Here is a 24,458-nt window from a genome sequence, read left to right on the forward strand (position 1 = left end):
GGGATGAAGACGGTCGCCTGCGTGATCGATGAGGGATTCGCGCCGTTCGAGTTCGGCGTCGTGTGCGAGGTGTTCGGCCTGGATCGCCGCGACGACGGCATCCCGGGCTTCGATTTCCATGTCGTCGCCCCCGATCCCGGTGCGGTGCGGTCGAAGCTGGGGTTCTCCGTCAACGTCGACGAGGATCTCTCGTTCGCCTACACCGCGGACCTCGTGATCTTCTGCCCACCGCTGCGCGAGTCGTGGGCGCACATCGACCCCCGGCTCGTCGACCTGGCACGGGATGTCGTCGCCCGCGGCGCCTGGACCATGAGCGTGTGCACCGGGGCGTTCATCCTGGCCGCCGCCGGGGTGCTGGACGGTCGCCGCGCGACGACGCACTGGATGTACGCGCGGGACCTCGCCGCGATGTATCCCCTGATCGACGTCGACCCGGACGTGCTGTTCGTGCAGGACGGCCGGATCATCACGAGCGCCGGCACGGCGGCCGGGATCGACGCGTGCCTGCACCTGTTGCGCATCGAGCTGGGTGCCGAGCTGACGAACCGCATCGCGAAGCGCATGGTGGTGCCGCCGCAGCGCGACGGCGGGCAGGCGCAGTACATCGATCGCCCGCTGCCGGACACCGGGGGCGACGCGCTCACCGAGGTCGCGGCCTGGGCACTGGACAACCTAGGCGACGAACTGCCCGTCGACGATCTCGCGCGGCGCGCGCACATGTCGCCGCGCACTTTCGCGCGGCGGTTCCGTGCCGAGTTCGGCGCGTCGCCGGCATCCTGGCTCACCCGTCAGCGCGTGATACAGGCGCAGCGGATGCTGGAGACCACCGACCTGGGCCTGGAGCGGATCGCGGCGGAGTGCGGGTTCGGCTCCGCCGCGGTGCTGCGGCAGAACTTCGCGCGGGTCCTCGACACGACGCCGACCGCGTATCGCGCGCGGTTCACGTGCCGGGTGCCCGTGACGGCGTGACGGCACGCCGCCCCGATTCTGGGCCGCATTCCTGCACGAACGCCCGCACAGATCCGCCCCGACCGCAGACATCCGCCCCAAACGCGCGAAGGGGACGGCCCGGGGAGAAGGGCGACGCGTCAGTTGGTCAGGCCGCTGTACGCGTGCAGGCCCTTGAAGAACACGTTGACGACGGCGAAGTTGAACAGCACCGCGGTGAAGCCGATGATCGACAGCCACGCCGACCGGGTGCCGCGCCAGCCGCGCGTCGCGCGGGCATGGATGTACCCGGCGTACAGCACCCAAATCACGAACGTCCAGACTTCCTTCGTGTCGAAGCCCCAGAACCGGCCCCACGCGTCGTTCGCCCAGATGGATCCGGCGATCAGCGTGAACGTCCAGAAGATGAATCCGACGATCGCGAACCGGTAGGCCAGCGACTCGAGCGTGTCCGAGCTCGGCAGCGTGCGCAGGAATCCCCAGCCCCGCACCGGCGCACCGTCGGCCGTGAGCACCTTCCGCTCATGCCGCGACTGCAGCAGCTGCAGCAGGGACAGCCCGAACGTCAGCGCGAAGAACGCCGTCGCGAGCGAGGCGACGAACACGTGGATGACGAGCCACGGCGACTTCAGCGGGTCGGCCAGCGGCGCCACCTGCACGTAGAACGCGAAGATGGAACCGCCCAGCAGCAGCACCACGAGCCCCGTGATCAGGGCGCCGAGGAACCGCAGATCGTACCGGAACAGCACCGCGAGGAACACGGCGACCACGAGCATGGTGCCGGTCAGCGCGAACTCGTACATGTTCGCCCACGGCACCCGCCCGGCCGCGACGCCGCGCAGCACGTCGGCGCCGATGTGGAAAAGGAACGCCAGCCAGGTCAGCGACGTCCCGATGCGCGCGAACACCGGCCGCACGCGCTGCGACGGCGCGACCACGAGCGACGCGGAGCCTCCCGCGCGCACGCCGGCCACGGCGTCGCCCCCGCCCGCGGCCACGAGTTCGCGATCGCGCACGGCGGCGGCATCCTTCGCGTCCAGCGCTTGAGAGGAGCGGCGCGCGAGGTCGATCGTGTAGAAGATGAACGCGAGCGCGTAGATGGCCACGGCCGTCCAGACGAGCAGCACGGAGACCTGGTCGAGCGAAGGCATGGGGTCAGTCTACGCTCGGGCTCGTCACGGCCGGCTGGACGCCGGACGAGGCCTCGAGGGCGTCGCCGTGCTTCTGCGCGAGGGCGTCGACGGCCCCGCCGAGGGTTGGGTCCTCGCCGCGGGCCAGCCCCGCGTACTCGAGCGTCAGCACCGTGCCGTCGGCGCGCGCCTTCACCCACATCCGGCGGCGCGGGACGAACAGGGCCAGCATCAGGCTCACCAGCGCCAGCGCCGCAAATCCCAGCACCCACGGGCCGGACGCGTCGTGGTGGATCGACAGCGAGACGAACCGCTTCACGGACTGCGAGGAGTCCTTGGCCGGCTGCGGCGACGCGTCGTCGAACGTGATGCTGCCCAGGTGCGCCGGGAGGTCGGCGGTCTGCCCGGGCGCCAGCTCGATCGACGCGGTTCCCGTGGTCCTGCCGGTCAGCTGCGTCATCCCGGACGTGTCCAGCGCGTACACCGAGCGCGGGATGCCGTCGTTGATGCCGAGATCGCCCTCGTACACGTCGAGGGTCAGCACCGGGTTGACCAGCGCCGGGTAGGCGGACGTGAAGGCGCCGGACCTGTTCTCGAACTGCGTCGGGTAGAAGAACGCGACCATGCCCAGCTGCTTCGCGAGTCCGTCGGGCACCTTGATCACGCCGAGGGACGTCATGTTGTTGTCCTGCGGCAGGAACGGGATGCTGTCGTGGAACACGACCTGACCTGCGGGGTTGCGCACCGTGACGGTGGGGGCGTATCCGTTGCCCATCAGGTAGACGCGCTCGCCCGCTATCGACAGCGGGTGGTTCACGAGGATCCTGTCGTCGACGGCCTTGTGCCCGGGGAGGGTCGTGGTCAGGTGCGCGACGAAGTCGCCGGCCTGACCGGAGGTCTGGTACGTGACGTCGAAGCGGTCCAGCCGCATCGTGTACGGGATCAGCGCATCCGGATCGACGAACCGGCCGGGGTTGAACGACGAGTAGTCGGTGCCCACCGAGTTCACGAACGTCGTGCCCTGCACAATCACGCGCTGGCCCGTGTACGTGAAGCCGCCGCCGACGCCGACGGCGATCAGCACGCCGAGCAGGGCGATGTGGAACAGCAGGTTGCCGGTCTCGCGCAGGTAGCCGCGCTCGGCGGACACCGAGAACGCACCCCGCCCGTCGTACCGCTGCACGCGGTAACCGCCGGCGCGCAGCTGCGCTGTCGCGACGTCGATGGCACGGGATGCCGCGGCCTCGCCGTCCGCGCCGGGGGCCAGTTCCACGAGCGACGAGCGGTGGTCGGCGAGACGGGACAGCCGGGCCGGGGTGCGCGGCGGTCGGGCGCGCAGCGCCTTCAGGTGGTGCTTGACGCGCGGGATCACGCAGCCGATCAGGGAGATGAACAGGAGGATGTAGATCGCCGAGAACCACGCGGACGTGTACACGTCGAACAGCTGCAGCTTGTCCAGCACCGGCGCCATGGACGGGTTGTCCTGGAAGTACTTCGTGACACCGTTGGGGTCGGCCGAGCGCTGCGGCACTATCGAGCCGGGGACGGCGGCGATGGCCAGCAGCAGCAGCAGCACGAGCGCCGTGCGCATACTCGTCAGCTGGCGCCAGCCCCAGCGCAGCCAGCCGACGACCCCGAGCCGGGGCGAGACGATCTCGGCCGTGCCGTCGACGTGGTCGCTCGGGCGCAGCGGGTCGGCCGCGGCATCCGCCGCCTCGTCCGTCACCTCGTCCGTCGAGTCAGAGCGCGGGCGTGACACCGGCGATCACCCCCTGCAGCTGGACCATGAGCACTCCCCACACCCCGGTGACCATGAGCACGCCGAGGACGATCAGCACGGCGCCGCCGACGAGATTGACGGCGCGGATGTGGCGGCGCAGGAACGCCACCGAACGGGTCGCCCAGCCGAAGCCGAGCGCTATCAGCAGGAACGGGATGCCGAGGCCCAGCGAGTACGCGAGGCCCAGCACGGCGCCGCGGGACGCGGAGGCGCCGTTCAGGGACATGTTCATGATGACGGCCAGCGTCGGGCCGATGCAGGGGGCCCAGCCGACCCCGAGCGCGAGGCCCAGCAGCGGTGCGCCGGCAAGGCCCAGTCCGCCGCGGACCTGCGGCTTGAACGTGCGCTGCGCGACGCCGAACACGCCCACGAAGACGAGGCCGAGGAGGATGATCACGGCGCCCATGATGCGGGTGATCGGGTCCTTGTACCGCAGGAAGAACAGGCCGACCGAGCCGCTGAGGACGTTCATCGCCATGAACACGACGGTGAACCCGGCGATGAACAGGACCACGCCCAGCACCAGGCGGCCGCGGGCCGGGGCATCCGCGGCATCCCGACGGGGGGCGACCGCGCCGCCGATGAACCCCAGGTATCCGGGCACGAGCGGGAGCACGCACGGGGACAGGAACGAGACGAGACCGGCCAGCACTGCGATCGGGATGGCGACCCACAGCGCCCCGCCGGCGACGAGGTCGATCACGATTCGCCCAGGGCGGTCTTGATGAGGGATGTCAGGATCGAGGCATCCGGCAGTGCGCCGACGATCCGGGCGGTGGGCCGGCCGTCCTTGCCGAGCACGACGGTCGAGGGGGTGGCGCTCAACGGCACGATGCTGGCGAACGCGGCGGTCACCGCCTTCGTGTCGACGTCGATCACGCTCGGGTACGTGACGTCGAACTCCGTCGCGAAGCTGCGCGCCGTGGCCGCCTGGTTGTACGTGTTCACGCCGAGGAACGCGACATCCTGCCCCGCGAACTGCTGATACGCCTTCTCCAGCAGCGGCGCCTCCTGGCGGCACGGCGCGCATTCGGCGTACCAGAAGTTGACGACGGTGACCTTGCCCGCGTAGTCGGTGCTGGAGACCGCGGCGCCGTCGTCGAGAGTGCCGGAGAAGTCCACCGCCGCCGGCCGGTCGCCGGGCGGGTACTCCTTCCACTGGAAGTCGCCCGAGATGTAGCCCTTGTCGTTGCCGGCGCGGTACTGCTGCGCGAGGTCGTCGTTCGCGCCGGAGCACGCGGTGAGCGAGGCGGCGAGGATCACGGCGGCGGCGAAGGCCGATGCGACCTTCAGGGCGTTGCGCATTACACGGCTCCCACATCGATGGATCCCGCGGCGGTCGCGGGTTCGGCATATCCCACTTCGACCCAGCGGTCGCCGTCGCGCTCGAAGCTGGTCACACTGGACAGCGCGCAGCGGCGGCGGCGGGGATCATGGCGGGCGGGCAGCCCGGCGATGTGCAGGTGGGCGACCCAGATCGGCAGCTGGTGGGAGACGATCACGGCGTCCCCCGCCTCGGTGCGGGTCCAGGCATCCCGCATCGCCGCCTCCATGCGCGCGATGACCTCGGCGTACGGCTCGCCCCAGCTCGGCAGGGCGGGGCGGCGCAGGTGCCGCCAGTTCAGCGGATTGACCAGGGCGCGCTTCATGCGGCGGCCCTCGAACACGTTCGTGGGCTCGATGACGCGCTCGTCGATGACCGGTTCGATGCCGAACAGCTCGGCGAACGGCTCTGCGGACTCTCGCGCGCGCTCCAGCGGTGAGGAGACCACCGCGGCGATGGGGCGGCTCAGGCCGCGGATGTACTCGGCGGCTTCGCGCGCCATCCGTCGACCGGAGGCGCTGAGCCGGTACCCGGGGAGTCGCCCGTAGAGCACGCGGCGGGGGTTGTGGACCTCCCCATGGCGCACGAGGTGGAGGCGATCGGCGGGCACCCGCCAATTGTACGGTGACCCCGCTTCAGAGGGCGCTGAGAGCGCCCCTCGCTCCCCGAGCCCCTTCCCCGCGAGGCATCCCCCAAATCCGCGAGGCATCCCTTAGATCCGCGAGGCATCCCCCAAATCCGCGAAGTTCGGGGCTGCCTCGCGAAGTTCGGGGCTGCCTCGCGAAGTTCGGGGCTGCCTCGCGAGAGGCGGGGTCAGGGGGCGATTGTGCGGGCGAGGAGTTCGGTCAGCAGGCGCTCGGCCACGGGATGCGGCAGCGCCTCGATCAGCGCCATCAGCGGCGCCATCGCATCCGGAAGCGCGCCGCCCGCGCCCAGGCCGATCCCCGCGAGCACGGCGGCCGCGGCATCCGAGTCCAGGCGCTCCGGCAGCTGCGCGGGCAGCGCGCCGAGCGCTTGCGCCGGATCCACCGCCGGCACACCCCGCACCGCGTCGGCCGCGGCGACGAGCGCGGCCACGAGCTCGTCGAGCACCGTCTCGGTCACCGGCGTCACGGTGAGATGCGTGGTATGCGGAAGACGGATGCCGTCGGCCTGCGTGAGTCCGGGCTGCTGCTGCAGCACCCACCCGGCGCCGCGCACCCGGTCGGCCCAGTGGTGCGGGTCGACGCGACGCTCCGGTGGCACGGACTCGTCCGTCGCCACCGCGAGCAGCGGACCGGTCGGCACCCCGACCACCCGCAGCCCCTCGATCCCGGCGACCGCCGCCCGCAGCGCCGCCGTCGCGCGCGCCGCCCGCGCCGCAAGCTGCGCGAACCCGTCCGCTCCGAGCGCACGGATGATCGCCCACGCCGCGGCCAGCGCTCCGGCCGACTTCGAGCCCAGCAGCGTCGGATTCACGACCGGGTACCCGGGCCAGTCGGTCGTCGCGAAGTACTGCGCACGGTGCCGGTCCCGCCCGCGGTGCAGCAGCACGCTCACGCCCTTCGGCGCATAGCCGTACTTGTGCAGATCCGCTGACAGGCTCGTGACGCCCGGCACGGCGAGGTCCCACGCGGGCACCCGGTCCGGCCAGAACGGCAGGATCCAGCCGCCGATGCACGCGTCCACATGGCACGCGATGCCCGCGGCCGCGCACGCGACGGCGACATCCGCGACCGGATCCATCGCGGCGAACGGGTACGAGGGCGCCGAGACGACCACCAGCGCCACGTCCGGCCCGAGCCGGTCGACGACCGCGGCCGCGTCGAGCGTGCCGGTCGCGGGCGAGACCGGCACCGCGTCGAACGCGAGATCGAACAGCTCCGCCGCCTTCCGGAACGCCGCGTGCGCGGTGACCGGGGCCACGATGCGTGCGACACCGGTTCCGCCGCCCGCGCGCCACAGGTCGCGGGCGGTCTTCACCGCCAGCAGGCACGACTCGGTGCCGCCGCTGGTGACCGAGCCCGCGACATCCTCATCCCCGCCCAGGATGTCGCGGGCGAACGCGACGACATCCCGCTCCAGCGCCGCCACCGACGTGAACGTCGTGGGGTCCAGGCCGTTGACCGCCTGCATCCGCCGCGCCGCCTGCGCGGCGAGCTCGTCGAGCTCGGGCATCCCCGCGTCGTAGACATAGGAGAGCACGCGCCCGCCGTGCGTGGGCGCGTCGCGGGCCCGCAGAGCGTCGAGTTCGCCGAGGATCGCCGCGTCGTCAAGGTCCACGCGTCCACCCTATGGGCGGGTCCGCCGCGCTGAGGTGGCACGAATGGCGGGAATCACCACGGGAATTCCGACCATTCGCGCCACCTCACCACAGGTGACCGGGAAAAACGCCGGCGGGGGTGGCCCCGTAGACTTGACCCTCGTGACTGAACGCGTCCTCGTGAACCAGCTGTCCGCCCGTGCCGATGGCCCTGTGTCGGTGTCCGGGTGGGTGGAGACCGTCCGCGACCAGAAGAAGGTGCAGTTCGTCATCCTGCGCGACGAGACCGGCGCCGTGCAGCTGGTGAACCCGGCGACCCGTCCGGCCGAGGACGGCGGCGAGCAGGATGCCGCGGCCCTGGCGCTCACCGACACCATCTCGAACCTCGCGCACGGCTCGTTCCTGACCGTCACCGGCGCGCTCAAGCACGACGAGCGGGTCAAGCTCGGCGGTCTCGAGATAAAGATCGAGGGACTGGATGTCGCCGCCGCCGCCCTCCCCGAGACGCCGATCGCCACCGACTCGAGCATGGACAAGCGGATGGACTGGCGGTTCCTGGATCTCCGCCAGCGCCGCAACAACCTGATCTTCCGGGTGTCCACGACCCTCGAGCACGCGATGCGCCAGTATTGGATCGACCGCGACTACATCGAGATCCACACCCCCAAGCTCATGTCGAGCCCGTCCGAGTCGAACGCGGAGCTGTTCAGCCTCGGCTACTTCGAGGACAAGACGGCCTACCTGGCGCAGAGCCCGCAGCACTACAAGCAGATGGCGCAGGCGGCCGGCTTCGGCAAGGTGTTCGAGATCGGCGACGTGTTCCGCGCCGACCCGAGCTTCACGAGCCGCCACGCGACCGAGTTCACGAGCGTGGACGCCGAGATCAGCTGGATCGATTCGCACGAGGATGTCGCGGCGATGCAGGAGGAGCTGCTGGCCGCCGCGATCCAGGCCGTGAAGGACAAGCACGGCGACGAGATCGCCGAGCTGTTCGGCATCGACGTGGTGGTCCCGACACTGCCGTTCCCGCGCATCCCGCTGACGGAGGCGCACCGGATCGTCGCCGAGCGCGGCTACGAGATCCCCCGCACGGACGGCGACCTCGACCCGGAGGGCGAGCGGCAGATCTCGGCTCATGTCGCCGAGGCGTACGGCCACGAGTTCGTGTTCATCACCGATTACCACGCCGAGATCCGGCCGTTCTACCACATGATCGACCCGGCCACCGGGCTCACCCGCAGCTATGACCTGCTGTTCAAGGGCGTCGAGATCACGACCGGCGCCCAGCGCGAGCACCGCATCGACGTGCTCGAGCGGCAGGCGCTTGACAAGGGTCTCAAGCTCGAGGGCCTCGCGCACTACCTGGACTTCTTCCGCTACGGCGTGCCCCCGCACGGCGGGTTCGGGATGGGCCTTGCCCGCGTGCTGATGCTGCTACTGGGCGAGTCGTCGATCCGCGAAGTCACGTTCCTGTTCCGCGGCCCGACGCGCCTCGCGCCGTAAGGCGCCCCGGCCTCAGAGCTGGAAGTCGACGGCGACGCGGTCGGAGACGACGCTGCGCACGTAGGCGACGACGGCCTGATGGTCCGGATGCACCGCGTAGGCATCCAGCGCGGCCGCGTCCGCGAAATCGACGACGAGGGCGACATCCCAGTTGCCCTCGATCACGTTCGGTCCGGCGGTCAGCGCGCCGATCGTGGGCACGACACCCACGAGCGCGTGCAGCCGGTCGGCGATCTCGCGCGCCTGTGCGGCGCGGGTGCCGGCGTCCTCGGCCGCGAGCTTCCACGCGACCACGTGCCGCAGCGTCACCGGGTCACCGCCGCCGCGTCCAGGAGTGCCTCGTGCAGGCGATCCGGCGCGACCCGCCAGTGCGCGTGCAGGCGGCCGTCGATGAGGACCACGGGGATCTTCTCCCACCACTGCGCGTACAGCTCCGCGTCGTCGGCGATCGACCGCTCGACGACGTCGACGTGCTCGGCCACCCGCTCCGGGAGGCCGGCGATGACCTGCTCGACGACGCCGTGGGCGACGTCGCACAGATGGCAGTCGGGCTTGCCGATGAGGGTGAGTGTGGTCACAGAACCCATCCTACGGGGGCCCGGGATGCCGCCGGCCGGCGCGCGATCACCCAGCGGCAGACCGCTGCGTCAGTACTCGATCTTGTATCCGCCCGCGACCCATTCGCCGGTGCCGCCGTCGACGTTCGTGGCGTCGTAGCCGCGCGCGGTGAGTGCCTCGACCACGCGGGCCGAACGCGCACCGGCGTGGCAGATCACATGGAACGGTTCATCGGGGAGGGCATCGAGGTGCTCGCCGAGGGTCGACATCGGCAGGCTCACGGCACCCGGCACATGGCCCGCCGCGTACTCGTCGGGCTCCCGCACGTCGATGAGCGGGATGCCGGTGGAGCGGTGCAGCTCGTGGATCGTGATCGACTTCATGCTGTCCCTTCAGTGACACGAAGCGCCCGTCCGCACGGACAGGCGCTCGGTGTCGGGCCGCTTACTTCTTGTTGCGGCGCTGGTGGCGAGTCTTGCGAAGCAGCTTACGGTGCTTCTTCTTCGCCATGCGCTTGCGGCGCTTCTTGATGACAGAACCCACGGAAAACCTCACTATGTCAGGGGTCTGGACGCGGGTGTCCGCGCCCGGGAACGGGCAGATGAAAGGAAAATGCCTCGGATCAGTCTAGCCGACGTCGGCGATCGGCCGATGCATGGCATCGGCCACCGCGGACTCCGGCACACGATAGCTGCGTCCGAACCGCACCGCCGGAAGCTCACCGGCATGCACGAGCCGGTACACGGTCATCTTGGAGACGCGCATCAACTCAGCGACCTCCGCGACCGTGAGAAATCGCACGTCGGGCAACTCTGCCATTCCTCTCACCCTTCCCCAGCATGGTTCTGGTACCCCCAGAATGCTGAGGCACACTCTATGGTGTCAGAGCGCGTCATGTAAACCCATGAGACTCCTGTGACGTATGCTACCGGTTTTGGTCACCGGGCGGCGAGCTCGTCGACCAGCTGCAGCAGCGCCTGCGCGTGCCGCGCCGGCTGCCGCTCCCTGGCATACCCGAGCGCCGCCGCACCCGCCGTGCGCAGCCGGTCGGGCTCGCGCACGAGCTGGATGAGCGTGGCCGCCAGGCTCACGGCATCCGGCGCCGTGCTGGCCAGCGCCGCCCGGCCGAACTCCTCGGCGAGCACCGGGTCGGTCACGATGGCGGGGCGTCCCCGCGTGAAAGCCTCCAGCGCGATCATCGGCTGATTGTCGAAGCCGAGCGACGTGATCAGCACGGCGTGCGATGCGGCGATCAGCTGGGCGACCCGGTCCCCCGTCACCCGGCCGTGGAAGACGACGTCCTGCTGTGCGCGCCCGGCGCCGCCGGCGACATCCAGGCGGATCCGACCGGGGCCGACCGCGGCGCCCGCTATCCGCACGGCCTCCAGGGCGACCTCCAGTCGCTTCTCCGGCGCGAACCGGGCCGCCCACACGAGCGTGAGCGGCTCCGGCGCCGGCGGCGGGGCGGGCTGCAGCGGCTCGGAGACGTTCGAGAACGGGCGGGCACCGGCCACGCCCGCCTCGCGCAGCGCCTGCGCTTGATGGACCGAGGGCGAGAGCACCGCATCCGCGCGCAGGGCGACGCGCAGCGTCATCCCGCGCAGGGCGTTGTTGATCGGCGTGCTGCCGCTGTACCGGGGCGTGGCGGGGATACCGGTCAGCCCCCGGTGGAACCAGCGCACGGCGGGGGCCAGCGGCGACAGCGCGGGCGAGGCGCGCCAGAAGAACGTGTGCACCACATGCAGCACCGGCAGCCCGCGGTCGGCGCCGGCGGCCAGCGCGGCGGCGGCGAGCGCGAACTCCGAGTGCACGACGAGCGCGGCAACGTGGTGCGCGTCGATCAGCGCCGTGAGCGTGTCGGCCAGGCGCGCGGCGGACCCGAGGAGCGGCAGCTCCAGGCCCGGCAGGGTGCCATGCACGACGGGCGCGACCGGGACGATGTTCGCCGTCCCGGTGAGCACGTCGGCGTCCGGGGCGACGACGACCACGGTCCACCCCTGCGCGGCCAGGCTCCGGGCCTGCCGCAGGAACGCGGTCTGCGCACCCCCGAGATAGCGCAGCGAGTAGTCGCACAGCAGCATCACGGCGGGCTCGCCGTGCGAAACGGGATCGGTCATATCGTCGGGCAGCGGAGGATCAGCGCCCCGGCAGCTTCCTCAGGGCGCTCTCCAGAGCGTGCTTCGCGGATGCCGCGGCCCGGCCGACCACTTCCGCGGCGTAGGCCGCGGTCTCCGGCAGCACCACGGCGGCGTCCTCGCCGGCCTGGTCCAGGAACGGCAGGATCCAGTCGTCGACCTCGTCCAGCGGCCCGGTCTGCAGGCGGTAGTACCGGTGCTGGCCCTCTTCGCGCACGGTGACCAGCCCGGCTTCGCGCAGCACCTTCAGGTGCTTGGAGACGGTGGGCTGGCTGACCCCCAGATCGATCACTATCTGGGACACGCTGGTGCCGTCGTGACCGGCGGCGGACCGGTCCAGCAGAAGTCGCAGGATGTCGCGACGGGTGCCGTCCGCGATCACGTCGAAGATGTCCGCCATGCCCTTAGGTTAGCCGGGCCCCCGGCTGAGTACCATGACACAGGTGTCATCACATCCGGACGGCACCCGCCGCTCCACGCCGATCGTGCGCGCACTGCTCGCCCTTCCCCGTGCCAGCTGGGAGGTTCTGCGCGACCTCACCACGGTGTCCCCCGCCCGGTTCGCGGTCGGCGTCTACCTGGTGCTCATCACGCTGTTCACCGTCCTGCTCTCGCTGCCGGCGGCATCCGCCACCGGCCAGCGCACACCGTTCGCCGACGCCCTTTTCACGGCGATCTCGACGGTGTGCGTCACGGGCCTGTCGACCGTGGACATGGGCACGCATTGGTCGGCGTTCGGCCGGATCGTCATCTACGTCGGCGTGAACGTCGGGGCCCTCGGCGTGCTCACGCTGGCGTCGATCCTGGGCCTGGTGATCTCCAAGCGCCTGGGCCTGCGCGCCAAGCTCATCGCCGCCGGTGACACCAACCCGCTGCGCATGCACGGCGGTCCCGTCAACGAGGGCCAGACCGTCCGGCTCGGCGAGGTCGGCTCGCTGCTGGCCACGGTGGCGCTGTCCACGCTGATCATCGAGGCCGCCCTCGCGGTGCTGATGTACCCGTCGCTGCTGGTGGGCGGCGTGGATCCGCTGCGGGCGCTGTGGGAGGCGCCGTACTACTCGGCGATGGCGTTCACGAACACGGGGTTCGCCCCGAACCCGGACGGCCTGGAGCCGTTCCAGCACGACTACTTCTTCCTCACCATGATGATGATCGGAGTGTTCCTCGGCTCGATCGGGTTCCCCGTGATCTACACGCTTGCGCGTCACCGCTGGCACGTGCGGCAGTGGTCGCTGCACGCGAAGCTGACGATCATCACGACAGTCCTGCTGTTCGTCGTCGGCGCCGCGGTGTTCCTGGCGCTCGAGTTCGACAACCCGAAGACGTTCGGTGACCGCGACGCGTGGGACACGGTGTACCAGTCGTTCTTCCTGTCCGCGATGACCCGGTCTGGCGGGTTCTCCACCGTCGACGTCAGCAGCCTGCACGGCTCGTCGCTGATCGTGGGCTCGATGCTGATGTTCGTCGGCGGCGGCTCGGCATCGACCGCCGGAGGCATCAAGGTGACGACGCTGGCGGTGCTGGCGCTGGCGGTGTGGAGCGAGGCGCGGGGACGCCCGTCGGTGCAGGCGTTCGGCCGCCGCATCCCCAGCGATGTGCAGCGGGTGGCGCTGTCGGTCGTCGCGTGGGGGGCCACCCTGGTGGCCGTCTCCACGGTGACGATCGCGCAGATGACGAAGGCGCCGGTGGCCGACGTGCTGTTTGACGTGATCTCCGCGTTCGCGACCGTCGGCCTGTCCTCGGGGCTCACCGAAGCCATGCCCGATCCGGCCAAGTACGTGATGGCGGGCACGATGCTGATGGGCCGCGTTGGTACAGTGACACTCGCGGCGGCGGTCGCCGCGACCTCACGCACGCAGCTGTACTCGCTGCCGGTGGAAAGGCCGATCGTTGGTTGAGCAGATCCGAGGCGACGCGCCGGTCCTGGTGATCGGACTCGGCCGGTTCGGCGCCGCGTGCGCCGGCGAACTGGACCGGCTGGACCGGGACGTGCTGGCGATCGACGAGAACCTCGAGCTCGTCCAGAAGTGGAGCGAGCGCGTCACGCACGCCGTGCAGGCCGACGCCCGCAACCTCGACGCCCTCAAGCAGATCGGCGCGCAGGACTTCCAGGTCGCAGTTGTGGCCACCGGCTCGTCGATCGAGTCGTCGGTGCTGATCACCGCGAACCTCGTCGACCTGAAGGTGCCGCAGATCTGGGCGAAGGCGGTGTCGCAGTCGCACGGCAAGATCCTCGCCCGAGTGGGGGCGAACCACGTCGTGTACCCGGAGCGGGAGGCCGGCGAGCGGGTCGCGCACCTGGTGAGCGGGCGGATGCTGGATTTCATCCGGTTCGACGACGACTTCGTGCTCGCCAAGATGTACCCGCCGAAGTACATCCGCGGCATCGGCCTGAACCAATCCGGGGTGCGCACGAAGTTCAACGTCACTGTGGTGGGGGTGAAGACTCCCGGCAAGCCGTTCCGCTACGCCGAGGCCGACACCGTGGTCACCAACCACGACCTCATCATCGTGTCCGGCACGAACTCCGACATCGAGAGGTTCGCGTCGCTGGAACGCTGACGGCGCGGATGTCGCAGGCCCGGTGCAGGCTGGGCTCATGGATAGCACAGTGGGGCAGGATGCGGCGATCGGCCGCTGGATGGCCGGGTACGAGCGGGCGTGGGCGTCCAGCGACCCGGGCGACATCCGGGCGCTGTTCACGGACGACGCCGAATACCGCACCGCGCCGTGGCGGGAGCCGTGGCGCGGGGCGGACGCTATCGTGCAGGGCTGGGTGGAGCGCCGCGACGAGCCGGGCACGTATCGCTTCGAGTGGGAGCTGCTGGATTCCGCGCCGCCGCGGCATTACGTGCGCGGATGGACGACGTACCTGGAGGACGGTGAGCCCGCGCACCGGTACAGCAACCTCTGGATCGTCAAATTGACCGACGACGGGCGCGCACGTGCATTCACCGAGTGGTGGATGAACGAGGCGTCGACGTCCTGATTCTCAGGCGCCGGCGGCAAGCTCCCGCGCCCGCTCGAGCGCGGCATCCGTTGCCCGGGCGAAAACGTCGTCCAGGTGCGCGGCCTGCAGGACCGCGATCGCGCGCTCCGTCGTGCCCTTGGGGCTCGTGACGCGTCGGCGCAGCTCGGCGGGGTCCTCGCCGGACGCCGCGAGGAGGGCGGTCGCGCCGATGAACGTCTCCTCGACCATCGTCCGCGCCTCGTCGCGAGTGAAGCCCTGGCCGACGGCGGCCGCCGTGAGCTCCTCGATCAGGAGGTAGACGTAGGCGGGCCCCGAGCCGGAGATCGTCGACAGCGCGTCGATCTTCTCCTCCGGCACGTCGATCACCGTGCCCACGGTCGAGAACAGCTCGCGCACCAGCGCGACATCCGCGTCGGTGGCGGCACTGCCGGCGGCGAGCCCGGTCACGCCCTTGCCGACCAGCGCCGGGGTGTTCGGCATCGACCGGATCACCGGGACGCCCGCCCCGAGGATCTGCTCGAACGTGGCGATCGGCACCCCCGCGGCGATGCTGACCACGATCGTGCCCGGCCGGATCACCGGTGCTATCTCGCGCAGCAGATCCGGGACCATGGCCGGCTTGACGCCGATCAGGACGATGGATGCCGCGGCCGCGGCATCCGTGTTCCCCGACGGCTCCTCGTCTAGCGACACACTGCGCACGCCGCTGACCTGGCGGAAGGCGGTGGCCTTCGCCGCCGACCGGTTCGTCACCGCGAGTCCGGTGGCCTTCCCCGAGCCGACCAGGCCGTGCAGGATCGCGCCGCCCATGGAGCCGGCGCCGAGGATCGCGATGGGAGGGAGCATGCGGCTCATCCTACGGCGAGCAGGCGCGGTTATAGTCGGAGCAGGAGCGCTGAGGAGGCCGACCCATGACCGTTTTCGACGGCATCGTCGCACGCATCGTGGAGACCTCGCGGCTGGCGGTGAACATCCTCGAGCGCAGCGCCGACGACCCGCGCACGCCCGACGAGCGCACCGTGGTGTTCGTGCACGGCAACGTGTCCTCGGCGCTGTTCTGGCAGGAGATCATGCAGGACCTGCCGGGCGACATCCGCGCCATCGCCGTCGACCTGCGCGGATTCGGCGACACCGAGAGCCTGCCGGTGGACGCCACGCGCGGACTGCGGGACTTCTCGGACGACCTGCACGCGACCCTCGAGGCGCTGCACCTGGGCGCGGTGCACCTGGTGGGCTGGTCGATGGGCGGCGGCGTCGTGATGCAGTACGCGCTGGACCATCCGGTGCGCAGCCTCACCCTGCAGGCCCCGGTCTCCCCGTACGGCTTCGGCGGGACGCGACGGGACGGGTCCCGGCTCACCGAGGACGACGCCGGCTGCGGCGGAGGCGGGGCCAACCCCGACTTCGTGGAGCGCCTGACCGCCCACGACACCAGCGACGAGGCGCCCACGTCGCCGCGCAGCGTGTTCCGCTCGTCGTATGTCTCGGGCGACTACGTCACCGCGCAGGAGGACGTCTGGGTCGAGTCCATGCTGAGCACCTCCACCGCGGAGGGCAACTACCCGGGCGACAGCGTCGACAGCGAGAACTGGCCGGGATTCGCCGCCGGGAGATCCGGCGTGCTGAACACGATGGCGCCGCGGCACTTCTCGGTCGCCGGCATCGTCGACCTCGCCGTCAAGCCGCCGATCCTCTGGGTGCACGGCACCGCTGACGCGATAGTGTCGGACGCGTCGTTCTTCGACCTGAACCAGCTCGGCACGGCCGGGATCATCCCCGGCTGGCCCGGAGAGGATGTCGCGCCCGCGCAGCCGATGGTCAGCCAGACCCGCGACGTGCTGGACGCGTACCGTGCCGCCGGCGGCGAGGTCACCGAGCTCGAACTGGACGGCGTGGGGCACGCGCCACACCTGGAGCGCCCGGGCGTGTTCCGCCATGCTCTGCTGCAGGCCATCGGCTACATCGCTCCGCAGCACGATCCCGCCCCGCCCACCGAGACGATCATCCTGAAGTCCGAGGACTGACGCCGCGGCGCGGCATCCCGCGTCCGGTTCTCGTCGGTCCGTCCCTAGACTCGAGCCCATGAGTGCTACCGGCGGCGGCAAGGCGATCCTCGCGGCGTTCCTCGCGAACCTGGGCATCGCGGTGGCCAAGTTCGTCGCGTGGTTCTTCTCCGGCTCGGCGTCGATGCTGGCCGAAGGCATCCACTCGGTCGCCGACAGCGGCAACCAACTGCTGCTGATGCTCGGCGGGCGCCGCGCGCGCCGAGAGGCCGACCACGAGCATCCGTTCGGGTACGGCCGCGAACGGTACGTGTACGCGTTCGTCGTCGCGATCATCCTCTTCTCGGTGGGTGGGCTGTTCTCCCTCTTCGAGGGGATCGGGAAGATCACCGACCCGCACGAGCTGAACAACGTGTGGCTGGCCGTGCTCGTGCTCGTGATAGCGATCGTCCTCGAGTCGTTCTCGCTGCGCACCGCGGTCCGCGAGTCCAGGCCGCACAAGCAGAAGGACGAATCGTGGTTCGCGTTCATCCGCCATGCGAAGGCGCCGGAGCTGCCGGTCGTGCTGCTGGAGGATGTCGCGGCCCTGACCGGTCTCGTGTTCGCCCTGCTCGGGGTCGGCCTGGCGTGGTTGACGGGGAATCCGCTGTTCGACGCGATCGGCACGCTCATGATCGGGACGCTGCTGATCCTCGTCGCGATCACGCTCGGCGTGGAGACGAAGAGCCTGCTGGTGGGCGAGGGCGCGAAGCCGGCCGACCTGAGGCGCATCGTCGACGCGGTCGAAGCCGGCCCCGACGTGGAGCGGGTCATCCACCTGCGCACCCTGTACCTCGGGCCGGACGAGCTGCTGGTGGCCGCCAAGCTCGCGTTCCGGGCCGACAGGCCGCTGTCGACGGTGGCCGCGGACATCGACGTCGTCGAGCGCAGCATCCGCGCCGCGGTGCCGATCGCGCGCGTCATCTACCTGGAGCCGGACGTCTACCGGCCGGCCGCCGATCCCGCCCCGCCCACCGAGGCGTTCATTCTGAAGTCGGAGGACTGATGGAGTTCTGCGCGTTCACCGAGCCGCAGCAGGGGTTCGCGTACGACGACCAGCGCGCACACGCGGTGGCAGCGGAGCGGCTCGGCTTCGACGCCTGGTTCCGCAGCGACCACTACATGCGCATGGGCAAGGGCGATCCGCTGCCCGGGCCCACCGACGCATGGACCACGCTGGCGGGACTCGCCGTGCAGACCTCGCGCATCCGGCTGGGCACGCTCGTCTCGTCGGCGACGCACCGTCATCCCGGCATCCTGGCGATCCAGGTCGCGCAGGTTGATGCCATGAGCGGCGGCCGTGTCGAATTCGGCCTCGGCACGGGGTGGTTCGCGGCGGAGCACCGGGCGTACGGCATCCCGTTCCCGGCGAAGCGGTTCGGGATGCTGGAGGAGCAGCTCGAGGTCATCACCGGCCTGTGGGCCGCGGACGGGCCGTACTCGTTCGCGGGCGCGCACTACACGCTCGTGGACGCCCCTGCGCTGCCCAAGCCCGTGCAGGATCGCGTGCCGGTCATCGTCGGCGGGGGCGGCCCCCGGCGCACACCCGCCATAGCGGCCCGGTTCGCGACCGAGTTCAACATAGGGTTTCAGCCCGAGGACGTCATCGCGGAGAAGTTCGCCGGCGTGCGGAGTGCGTGCGAGCGGGCCGGCCGCGATCCGGGGACGCTGAAGCTCTCCGTCGCGCTGCCGACGCTGGTCGGCGCCGACGAGGCCGAGCTGTCGCGCCGGGCGGCCGCGATCGGCCGGAACCCCGCCGCCGTTCGCGGCGACGACGTGATCGCCGGCCTGCCGGACGAGATCGTCGAGAAGGTGGTGCGGTTGCGGGACCTCGGCGCACAGCGCGTCTACTTCCAGCTCATGGATCTGCGCGACCTCGACCACCTGGAGCTGCTGGGTGGGGTCGTGCTTCCGCGGCTGCGGGCCCTGTAGTCGCGGTGGCCCCCGCGCGCGCAGCGCAGCGCCTACCGACGCGCGTCTACCGGCGAGCGTCGAAGAACGCCCGCAGCAGCGCTGACGCCTCGTCCGCGCGCACGCCGCCGACGACCTCGGCGCGATACGGCAGCCGGCGGTCGCGGAGAACGTCGTACATCGACCCGGCCGCGCCGGCCTTGTCATCCCACGCCCCGAACACGACGCGCGCTATGCGCGCCTGCAGAATCGCGCCCGCGCACATCACGCACGGCTCGAGCGTGACCACGAGCGTGTGCCCCTCGAGGTTCCAGGTGCCGAGGGATGCCGCGGCCTGACGCAGCGCGACGATCTCGGCGTGCGCGGTGGGGTCGCCGGTCTCCTCGCGGAGATTGCGGCCCTCGCCCACCGGCCGGCCGGCGGCATCCAGCACCACCGCTCCCACGGGGACGTCGGCGCCCCGAGCCGCCTGTGCGGCCAGGGCGAGGGCGCGGTCCATCGCAGCGTCGACGTGCACATCTCGAGGGTACGGGCCCGCCCGGTAATCTGGGACCATGCGCGTGCACATCGCCGACCATCCCCTGATCACCCACAAACTCACGGTGCTGCGCGACGAGCGCACCCCGTCGCCGGTGTTCCGCCAGCTCACCGAGGAGCTCGTCACGCTCCTCGCGTACGAGGCCACGCGCGGCGTCCGGGTCGCCCCGGTCCAGATCCAGACCCCGGTGGCCGCAGCGACCGGCGTCCGCATCGAGGAGCCGCGGCCCCTCGTGGTGCCGATCCTGCGGGCCGGGCTCGGGATGCTGGAGGGAATGGTCAAGCTGCTGCCGACCGCCGAAGTCGGCTTCCTCGGCATGGTGCGCGACGAGCAGACGCTGCTGCCGACCACGTATGCGGAACGCCTGCCCACCGACCTCAGCGACCGGCAGTGCTTCGTGCTCGACCCGATGCTCGCCACCGGCGGATCACTGGGCGCGGCGATCGACTTCCTGTTCCAGCGCGGCGCGCAGGACATCACCGCCATCTGCCTGCTGGGCACCCCCGAGGGCATCGCCCGGATCGACCAGCAGGTCGGCGACCGGGACGTCACCCTGGTCCTGGGCGCGCGCGACGAGCGGCTCAACGAGCGCGGCTACATCGTGCCGGGGCTCGGCGACGCCGGCGACCGGCTCTACGGGACGGTCTGACCGGGTCTGCAGGCTCGGGCGGCTCAGGACGGCGAACGGCGGCCGGTCTCCTGCTCCCAGAACTCCAGCTGCTGGGTGAGCGCCTTGGCGAGCTCGAACACCTGCTCGGGAGGGATCCGGATGCGGCTGACGACGCGGGCCGGGACCACGGCCACGCGCTCGCCGGTGTCGGCGTTCGTGTCCTCCCGTGGAGGCTGCGCGAGCGTCACGAAATCCATCACGAAGACCGTCGGCGTGTGCCAGACGTTCGCGAAGTCGGCGTAGCTTCCGGCGATGTTCTCGGGCGGCAGATCGATCTCGAACTGCTGCGGCAGGTCCTCGGCCATGCGACGAGTCTAGGTGGCGGATTCGCGGCACACACCGGAGGTGACGGCACGGCCCACGGGCGCCGGGTCTGCGACGCCCCGCGCGGTGTGTGGCAGAACACGCGGCTTTGCGAGGCGACATCCCGCACCTTGTGCGACGCGGTCTTCGGCGGGTCGCAGAACATGCGGCGTGAGGGCCCGGCACCCCGCACCGTGTGCGACGCCTTGGCGGTGCGTCTCCGAACATGCGGCTTCGCGGCGCTGCATCCCGCACCGTGTTTGACACGTTCGGCAGCGGCGCCGGCGCGTGTGTTCTGCGACACGCTCCCCAGCCGGTCTCAGAAGATGCGGCCTGACGTGGCCACATCCAGCAGGTTGTAGGACGCGTAGGGCGGGATGTCGCAGAAGGTGCGGCTACGCGGCCGGACATCCCACATCTTCTGCGACACGTTCCAGCAGAGCGCCGTCGCGCCACTGTACGACGCCATCGATGGTGTGTCTCCGAACCTGCGGCTTTCAGCGGTGACATCCCCACAACAAGAGCGACACGCTCCCGAGTCGGTCCCAGAAAATGCGCCTTTAAGGCGTAGCATCCCGCACCTTATGCGACACGGTCTTCAGCGGGTCGCAGAACATGCGATCTGAGGGCACGGCATCCCGCACCTTGTGCGACACGGTCTTCAGCGGGCCGCAGAACATGCGGCGTGAGGACCCGGCACCCCGCACCTTGTGCGACACATGGCAGCCCAGACGCCGCCGCGTGGGTTACTCCACGCCGACCAGACGGGCGAACGCGCTCAGGCGCGCGACGCCGTCCGGCGTTCGCGGGAGGTCATCGAGCAGGCCGGGGGCATAGACGAGGAATGCGGCCACCTTCGCCCGCGAGATGGCGACGTTCAGCCGGTTCTGCAGCAGCAGGAACTCGAGGCCGCGCGGCGCATCCTTCCCGCTGGACGCCGCGAGCGAGACGATCGACACGACCGCCTCCTGCCCCTGGAACCGGTCCACGGTGCCGACCGGAATATCTGCGAACCCCGCCTCGGCGAGCGCCTGCTCGACCATGACCTGCTGCGCGTTGTACGGCGTCACGACGATGATGTCGGCCTGCGTCAAGGGCCGCGGCTGACGCGCCTGCTCGCCGTCGGCGTCCACCCAGGCGCGGCCCAGCAGATCGCGGACGATCCGCACCACCTCGGCCGCCTCCTCGGGCGACTGCGTCGCGTTGCCGTGATGCCGGACCGCCACGGGATGCACGCCGGGCGCGACCCCGTCGAGCCGGCGCAGCGCGGCACACGGATGCGACGCCAGCTCCCCGTCGTAGGACAGCAGCGAGACCGCCCGGGCGACGTCGGGATGCATGCGCCACGACCGGTCGAGGAAGTGCCCGAGCTCAGGCGGAATGACGGATGCTCCGTCCATGACCCAGCCGAGGGCGGAGGCATCCACCGGCTCCGGATGGATGCCCTGGCTCACCTGTGGCAGCTGCTGCGGATCGCCCAGCAGCAGCAGACGATCGGATGCCGTTGCCACCGCTATCGTCGAGGCCAGCGAGAACTGACCGGCCTCGTCGATCACGAGCAGGTCCAGCGACCGGCGCGGCACCCGCCCCGGATGGCTGAAGTCCCACGCCGTGCCGCCCACGACGAACCCGGTCTCGGCGTGCTCTTCCGTGTACCGGGCGAGCCCGTTCTTCGGGAACACCGTGAAGGACACGTCACCGTCCGCTCCGGCCTTGCGCGCCTTGCCGACCTGCGCCGCGGGGACCCCGGCATCCACGACCTGATCGAGCATGTGCTCGACGACAGCGTGCGACTGCGCGACCACCCCGACCTTCCAGTGATGCTCGCGCACGAGGGCCGCGATCACGTGCGAGCCGATGTAGGTCTTGCCGGTGCCCGGCGGGCCCTGGACGGATAGGTGGCTGCGATCCAGGTCGAGGAGTGCAGCGGTGATGGCGCCGATGTGGTCCTCGGCGCGTCCCCCGGGCAGCGCACCGGATCGGGTGCGGGGCGGACGTCGGCGCAGGATGTCGGTGGCCGGGTCTGCCGGAAGGGCCGGCGCCGCTGCGATCAGCGCGTCCGCCCATTCCTCGATCGCTGTCTGCTGGTTTCCCGCGCGCGGTGGCGCCGCGGGCGCCAGGGCGACGGGCAGTTCCGACCACGTCTGGCCGTCCATGGCCGTCTCGGCGACCACCGCGCCGTCGTCGAGGACCTCGAGGACCTCGACCTCCCGCGCCACGTGCACCCATCGCGTCATCGACGGGACCGAGAACGGTGCCGGCGTCTCGTAGAGGGCGAACGGGCGGGATCCCTCGGTCAGCCGGGTGCCCGGCGCCACCTCGCCGCGCAGTCGCACGATGCGGCGGATCGAGCGCGGACCTGGCTCCCACTGCTCGACCACGCCGCTGCCCGCGGCATCCACCACCACCACGTCGCGGGTGTCTTCCCACACCGACAGCGGCTCCCGCAGCCGCAGGAAGTGCATGGCCCAGAACGCCTTCGCCTCGCGCGGATAGTAGTCGATGGCCGCCGCGCCCAGGCGCAGCGCCTCGACATCCGCCTCGGTTCCCCCGGCCGCCTCGGCCGCGTCGGCGAGGGCACGCAGCTGCTCCGCCTGGGGCTTGGCCTCGTACGCGACCTCGACGGACTCGATGTCCCGCGAGGGCCGCAGCCCGCTCTCCCGGGCACGCTCGACGAGCCAGTCGCGCAGCCGGCGGGTGGAGACGCAGTCGTAGCGGTTGTAGTCGGCCAGATCGTCGAGCACGGTCTGGGCCGCGACTTCCCGACCCTCGGCGGCGAGGGCCCGCGCCTCCACATACTTGACGATGGAGTCGTCGCCGCGCTGTACGTCGCTCGTGCGGACCTCGGCGCCCATGTATAGAGGCTCGAGCTTCTTGATCGAGTACGAGCGAGACCCCACCTTCAGCGCCCGCCGCACGATCGGGTACAGATCCACGAACACGCCGTCGCGCAGCAGCGCGTCGACCTCGGCCTCGCGCACGCCGTGCCGCGCGGCCATCGCGAGCAGGTGCGTGGGCTCGTACGGCGCGTAATGGTAGATGTGCATGTCGGGATGCTCTCGCCGCACCGCCTGCACGATGTCGAGGAAGCGCTCCAGCGCCACCTTCTCCTCCGCGAAACTGTGCGCCCACAGGGCGGAATACTCCTCGCGGATGTCGACCCACCCGAACAGGTAGTCGATACCCCAGTCGCGGGCAAGCCCCTCGGTGTACAGCGGGTCACCCTCGAAGTCGAAGAACAGGTCGCCCAGGTCGGGGCGCGGAAGTGCGCCCAGCCCCTTGGGGAAGACGACCTGATACACCGGAACGGCAGGGGATGCCGACGGTTCGTGAAGTCCGGGGATGCCGGCGGGGCTCTCCAGCTGCAGGCGCGCCTGTGTCCGCAGCATCCCGAACGTCTCGCCGCTCATCCGCGCGGGCGGGGTGGATGCTGCTGCCAGGGCGTCGATCGTGAGGATGCCGGCATCCCGCAATCGCTCGCGCTGGACCGGGCGCATCCCGGCCACCAGCAGCAGGTCGCGGAACGCGACGACCTCCTGATCGCACGTGGCGCAGCGCCCGCAGGCGACCACGCCCAGTTCGCCGCGCCCGTCGCCCCAGGCGATCGCGGGGTGGGTGGAACCCTGCGCAAGGTCGCGGTCGGCGACGAGCGCACGGAGGCGATCGCGACGCAGCCGGAACACGGGCATCAGGTCGTCCACGGCGTGCGTGCTCATTGTGCCGTCGCCGAGGAGCAGCTCCACCCGATCCGCCCGCGGAATGCCGAGCCGATCGAGCTGGTCGGCGTATGCCGCCAGCTGCATGAGTGCGGTGACGCGCGCGTGGCGGGCGAGCTTGGAGTCCTGCACGACCCACCGACCGTCATCGTCGCGCAGCAGGAAGTCGGCGAATCCGACGAACTCCTCGGTCGCGAACGCGGCCTGGTAGACGACGCGGGTGGCGGGATCGCGCAGCGCGCGTTCCGTGTCGCGGACAGCATCCGCCAACCCGGCGGCGTCGGAGGACCGCGTCTCGGCGATCTCGATGACGCCGTCGCCGAGGTGGTTTCGGTAGGCATCCAGCACCCGGCGCTCATGCGCGGTGCCGAGGCGTCCGGCGCGCTCGAGTGTCGCATCCTCGGGATCGGCGACGGCCGGAACGCGGCCGGCCTTCGCGTCGATCGCCCGCAGCCAGGCGAACTCGCACTCGGCTGCCGCCTTCAGGTCGCTCGCGCTCCAGACGATCCGGCCCTCGTCTTCGATATACCGCACGCCTCTCCCTTCCGCCTCGACCATACCGACGGCATCCGACAGCCCCGAGCCGGGACCGCCCGCGGACGGCAGCGCGGGGCATCCGACATCCCGTCACGCGCATGCCAGTGCCGTTCGCGCTGCACCGTTCCGCGTTCGCGCCACGCAATCGCT

At 70.8% G+C, this 24,458-nt stretch carries 27 protein-coding genes; 9 read left to right on the plus strand and 18 right to left on the minus strand.

The genetic code is table 11. The features are described from left to right. The first annotated feature begins 3 nt into the window (after window positions 1-3). Window positions 4-969, plus strand: coding sequence for a GlxA family transcriptional regulator (locus GH740_RS00800; RefSeq protein WP_153744223.1), 966 nt, complete (start codon window positions 4-6; stop codon window positions 967-969). 119 nt (window positions 970-1,088) lie between these two features. Here the strand turns inward: GH740_RS00800 and ccsB are convergent, their stop codons facing one another. The 6 genes from ccsB to GH740_RS00830 all read right to left on the minus strand — a co-directional run bounded on the left by ccsB (window position 1,089) and on the right by GH740_RS00830 (window position 7,444). Beyond that, on the minus strand, window positions 1,089-2,099 hold the full coding sequence (gene ccsB, locus GH740_RS00805) for a c-type cytochrome biogenesis protein CcsB (RefSeq protein WP_153744224.1): 1,011 nt from the start codon (window positions 2,097-2,099) through the stop codon (window positions 1,089-1,091). A gap of 4 nt (window positions 2,100-2,103) precedes the next feature. Further along, window positions 2,104-3,804: a cytochrome c biogenesis protein ResB gene (locus GH740_RS00810; protein ID WP_367640153.1), complete on the minus strand. Its 1,701-nt coding sequence runs from the start codon at window positions 3,802-3,804 to the stop codon at window positions 2,104-2,106. 13 nt (window positions 3,805-3,817) lie between these two features. Further along, window positions 3,818-4,561, minus strand: a complete 744-nt coding sequence (locus GH740_RS00815) for a cytochrome c biogenesis CcdA family protein (RefSeq protein WP_367640155.1) — start codon at window positions 4,559-4,561, stop codon at window positions 3,818-3,820. After that, on the minus strand, window positions 4,558-5,163 hold the full coding sequence (locus tag GH740_RS00820; protein ID WP_153744225.1) for a TlpA disulfide reductase family protein: 606 nt from the start codon (window positions 5,161-5,163) through the stop codon (window positions 4,558-4,560). Before GH740_RS00820 ends, GH740_RS00815 begins: the two co-directional genes overlap by 4 nt. Further along, entirely contained in the window at window positions 5,163-5,792 is a 630-nt protein-coding gene (locus GH740_RS00825; protein ID WP_367640157.1) for a histidine phosphatase family protein, read from the minus strand. Before GH740_RS00825 ends, GH740_RS00820 begins: the two co-directional genes overlap by 1 nt. 203 nt (window positions 5,793-5,995) lie before the next feature. Then, complete coding sequence (locus tag GH740_RS00830; RefSeq protein WP_367640159.1) at window positions 5,996-7,444, minus strand: aspartate aminotransferase family protein; 1,449 nt, start codon at window positions 7,442-7,444, stop codon at window positions 5,996-5,998. 142 nt (window positions 7,445-7,586) lie between these two features. Here GH740_RS00830 and aspS point away from each other — a divergent pair, with 142 nt between their 5' ends. Next, a complete protein-coding gene (aspS, locus tag GH740_RS00835; RefSeq protein ID WP_367640161.1) occupies window positions 7,587-8,927 on the plus strand; it encodes an aspartate--tRNA(Asn) ligase in 1,341 nt (446 codons plus the stop codon). A gap of 12 nt (window positions 8,928-8,939) precedes the next feature. On the opposite strand, the gene GH740_RS00840 is transcribed toward aspS, so the two are convergent. From GH740_RS00840 to GH740_RS00870, 7 genes are all read right to left on the minus strand, one after another. Further along, the gene (locus GH740_RS00840; protein ID WP_367640163.1) at window positions 8,940-9,236 is read right to left on the minus strand and encodes a Dabb family protein; all 297 of its coding nucleotides are present in this window, start codon (window positions 9,234-9,236) and stop codon (window positions 8,940-8,942) included. Continuing rightward, on the minus strand, window positions 9,233-9,505 hold the full coding sequence (locus GH740_RS00845; protein WP_367640165.1) for a glutaredoxin family protein: 273 nt from the start codon (window positions 9,503-9,505) through the stop codon (window positions 9,233-9,235). The genes GH740_RS00840 and GH740_RS00845 overlap by 4 nt, the downstream gene beginning before the upstream one ends. Before the next feature lie 69 nt (window positions 9,506-9,574). Next, window positions 9,575-9,868 carry a rhodanese-like domain-containing protein gene (locus tag GH740_RS00850; RefSeq protein WP_153744229.1) on the minus strand — a complete coding sequence of 98 codons (294 nt, stop codon included), beginning with the start codon at window positions 9,866-9,868 and terminating at the stop codon, window positions 9,575-9,577. 61 nt (window positions 9,869-9,929) lie between these two features. Beyond that, complete coding sequence (locus GH740_RS00855; RefSeq protein ID WP_003792170.1) at window positions 9,930-10,028, minus strand: AURKAIP1/COX24 domain-containing protein; 99 nt, start codon at window positions 10,026-10,028, stop codon at window positions 9,930-9,932. 84 nt (window positions 10,029-10,112) lie between these two features. Next, complete coding sequence (locus GH740_RS00860) at window positions 10,113-10,304, minus strand: helix-turn-helix domain-containing protein (protein WP_153744230.1); 192 nt, start codon at window positions 10,302-10,304, stop codon at window positions 10,113-10,115. Between the two features lie 119 nt (window positions 10,305-10,423). After that, a complete protein-coding gene (locus GH740_RS00865) occupies window positions 10,424-11,602 on the minus strand; it encodes a glycosyltransferase family 4 protein (RefSeq protein ID WP_153744231.1) in 1,179 nt (392 codons plus the stop codon). Window positions 11,603-11,621: 19 nt separating this feature from the next. After that, a complete protein-coding gene (locus tag GH740_RS00870) occupies window positions 11,622-12,020 on the minus strand; it encodes a helix-turn-helix transcriptional regulator (protein ID WP_153744232.1) in 399 nt (132 codons plus the stop codon). Window positions 12,021-12,114: 94 nt separating this feature from the next. On the opposite strand from GH740_RS00870, the gene GH740_RS00875 reads away from it, so the two are divergent. The 3 genes from GH740_RS00875 to GH740_RS00885 are packed head-to-tail and all read left to right on the plus strand — an operon-like array spanning window position 12,115 to window position 14,609. Then, window positions 12,115-13,518, plus strand: coding sequence for a TrkH family potassium uptake protein (locus GH740_RS00875; protein ID WP_253941188.1), 1,404 nt, complete (start codon window positions 12,115-12,117; stop codon window positions 13,516-13,518). Then, window positions 13,511-14,182, plus strand: a complete 672-nt coding sequence (locus GH740_RS00880) for a TrkA family potassium uptake protein (protein ID WP_153744234.1) — start codon at window positions 13,511-13,513, stop codon at window positions 14,180-14,182. Before GH740_RS00875 ends, GH740_RS00880 begins: the two co-directional genes overlap by 8 nt. Window positions 14,183-14,219: 37 nt before the next feature. Beyond that, window positions 14,220-14,609: a nuclear transport factor 2 family protein gene (locus GH740_RS00885; protein ID WP_153744235.1), complete on the plus strand. Its 390-nt coding sequence runs from the start codon at window positions 14,220-14,222 to the stop codon at window positions 14,607-14,609. 3 nt (window positions 14,610-14,612) lie between these two features. Here GH740_RS00885 and proC read toward each other — a convergent pair whose 3' ends face one another. Then, complete coding sequence (proC, locus tag GH740_RS00890; protein ID WP_153744236.1) at window positions 14,613-15,446, minus strand: pyrroline-5-carboxylate reductase; 834 nt, start codon at window positions 15,444-15,446, stop codon at window positions 14,613-14,615. Window positions 15,447-15,502: 56 nt separating this feature from the next. Here proC and GH740_RS00895 point away from each other — a divergent pair, with 56 nt between their 5' ends. The 3 genes from GH740_RS00895 to GH740_RS00905 are packed head-to-tail and all read left to right on the plus strand — an operon-like array spanning window position 15,503 to window position 18,565. After that, window positions 15,503-16,615 carry an alpha/beta fold hydrolase gene (locus GH740_RS00895; protein WP_153744237.1) on the plus strand — a complete coding sequence of 371 codons (1,113 nt, stop codon included), beginning with the start codon at window positions 15,503-15,505 and terminating at the stop codon, window positions 16,613-16,615. Window positions 16,616-16,673: 58 nt separating this feature from the next. Further along, window positions 16,674-17,639: a cation diffusion facilitator family transporter gene (locus tag GH740_RS00900; protein WP_153744238.1), complete on the plus strand. Its 966-nt coding sequence runs from the start codon at window positions 16,674-16,676 to the stop codon at window positions 17,637-17,639. Further along, entirely contained in the window at window positions 17,639-18,565 is a 927-nt protein-coding gene (locus tag GH740_RS00905) for an LLM class F420-dependent oxidoreductase (RefSeq protein ID WP_153744239.1), read from the plus strand. Before GH740_RS00900 ends, GH740_RS00905 begins: the two co-directional genes overlap by 1 nt. 46 nt (window positions 18,566-18,611) lie before the next feature. Here the strand turns inward: GH740_RS00905 and GH740_RS00910 are convergent, their stop codons facing one another. Continuing rightward, window positions 18,612-19,043 carry a nucleoside deaminase gene (locus GH740_RS00910; protein WP_153744881.1) on the minus strand — a complete coding sequence of 144 codons (432 nt, stop codon included), beginning with the start codon at window positions 19,041-19,043 and terminating at the stop codon, window positions 18,612-18,614. Window positions 19,044-19,098: 55 nt separating this feature from the next. Here GH740_RS00910 and upp point away from each other — a divergent pair, with 55 nt between their 5' ends. Beyond that, window positions 19,099-19,731 carry a uracil phosphoribosyltransferase gene (upp, locus tag GH740_RS00915; protein ID WP_153744240.1) on the plus strand — a complete coding sequence of 211 codons (633 nt, stop codon included), beginning with the start codon at window positions 19,099-19,101 and terminating at the stop codon, window positions 19,729-19,731. A gap of 23 nt (window positions 19,732-19,754) precedes the next feature. On the opposite strand, the gene GH740_RS00920 is transcribed toward upp, so the two are convergent. The 3 genes from GH740_RS00920 to GH740_RS00930 form a co-directional block, all read right to left on the minus strand. Further along, a complete protein-coding gene (locus GH740_RS00920) occupies window positions 19,755-20,057 on the minus strand; it encodes a DUF3467 domain-containing protein (RefSeq protein ID WP_153744241.1) in 303 nt (100 codons plus the stop codon). 317 nt (window positions 20,058-20,374) lie between these two features. Then, a complete protein-coding gene (locus GH740_RS00925; RefSeq protein WP_153744242.1) occupies window positions 20,375-20,524 on the minus strand; it encodes a hypothetical protein in 150 nt (49 codons plus the stop codon). 277 nt (window positions 20,525-20,801) lie between these two features. Continuing rightward, window positions 20,802-24,305, minus strand: a complete 3,504-nt coding sequence (locus tag GH740_RS00930; RefSeq protein ID WP_367640209.1) for a TM0106 family RecB-like putative nuclease — start codon at window positions 24,303-24,305, stop codon at window positions 20,802-20,804. Window positions 24,306-24,458: the final 153 nt, after the last annotated feature.

It is taken from the genome of Microbacterium sp. SYP-A9085 (genome assembly GCF_009649635.1).
In the GTDB taxonomy this organism is placed as follows: domain Bacteria; phylum Actinomycetota; class Actinomycetes; order Actinomycetales; family Microbacteriaceae; genus Microbacterium.

What these genes read in the sequence shown, in the direction of transcription:
- GH740_RS00905 (WP_153744239.1), top strand. Translation starts at nt 17,639, where the DNA reads ATGGAGTTCTGCGCGTTCACCGAGCCGCAGCAGGGGTTCGCGTACGAC.
- GH740_RS00900 (WP_153744238.1), top strand. Translation starts at nt 16,674, where the DNA reads ATGAGTGCTACCGGCGGCGGCAAGGCGATCCTCGCGGCGTTCCTCGCG.
- GH740_RS00910 (WP_153744881.1), bottom strand. Translation starts at nt 19,043, where the DNA reads ATGGACCGCGCCCTCGCCCTGGCCGCACAGGCGGCTCGGGGCGCCGAC.
- GH740_RS00885 (WP_153744235.1), top strand. Translation starts at nt 14,220, where the DNA reads ATGGATAGCACAGTGGGGCAGGATGCGGCGATCGGCCGCTGGATGGCC.
- GH740_RS00820 (WP_153744225.1), bottom strand. Translation starts at nt 5,163, where the DNA reads ATGCGCAACGCCCTGAAGGTCGCATCGGCCTTCGCCGCCGCCGTGATC.
- GH740_RS00870 (WP_153744232.1), bottom strand. Translation starts at nt 12,020, where the DNA reads ATGGCGGACATCTTCGACGTGATCGCGGACGGCACCCGTCGCGACATC.
- GH740_RS00895 (WP_153744237.1), top strand. Translation starts at nt 15,503, where the DNA reads ATGACCGTTTTCGACGGCATCGTCGCACGCATCGTGGAGACCTCGCGG.
- GH740_RS00800 (WP_153744223.1), top strand. Translation starts at nt 4, where the DNA reads ATGAAGACGGTCGCCTGCGTGATCGATGAGGGATTCGCGCCGTTCGAG.
- upp (WP_153744240.1), top strand. Translation starts at nt 19,099, where the DNA reads ATGCGCGTGCACATCGCCGACCATCCCCTGATCACCCACAAACTCACG.
- GH740_RS00860 (WP_153744230.1), bottom strand. Translation starts at nt 10,304, where the DNA reads ATGGCAGAGTTGCCCGACGTGCGATTTCTCACGGTCGCGGAGGTCGCT.
- GH740_RS00925 (WP_153744242.1), bottom strand. Translation starts at nt 20,524, where the DNA reads ATGGCGTCGTACAGTGGCGCGACGGCGCTCTGCTGGAACGTGTCGCAG.
- GH740_RS00865 (WP_153744231.1), bottom strand. Translation starts at nt 11,602, where the DNA reads ATGACCGATCCCGTTTCGCACGGCGAGCCCGCCGTGATGCTGCTGTGC.
- proC (WP_153744236.1), bottom strand. Translation starts at nt 15,446, where the DNA reads ATGAGCCGCATGCTCCCTCCCATCGCGATCCTCGGCGCCGGCTCCATG.
- GH740_RS00920 (WP_153744241.1), bottom strand. Translation starts at nt 20,057, where the DNA reads ATGGCCGAGGACCTGCCGCAGCAGTTCGAGATCGATCTGCCGCCCGAG.
- GH740_RS00850 (WP_153744229.1), bottom strand. Translation starts at nt 9,868, where the DNA reads ATGAAGTCGATCACGATCCACGAGCTGCACCGCTCCACCGGCATCCCG.
- ccsB (WP_153744224.1), bottom strand. Translation starts at nt 2,099, where the DNA reads ATGCCTTCGCTCGACCAGGTCTCCGTGCTGCTCGTCTGGACGGCCGTG.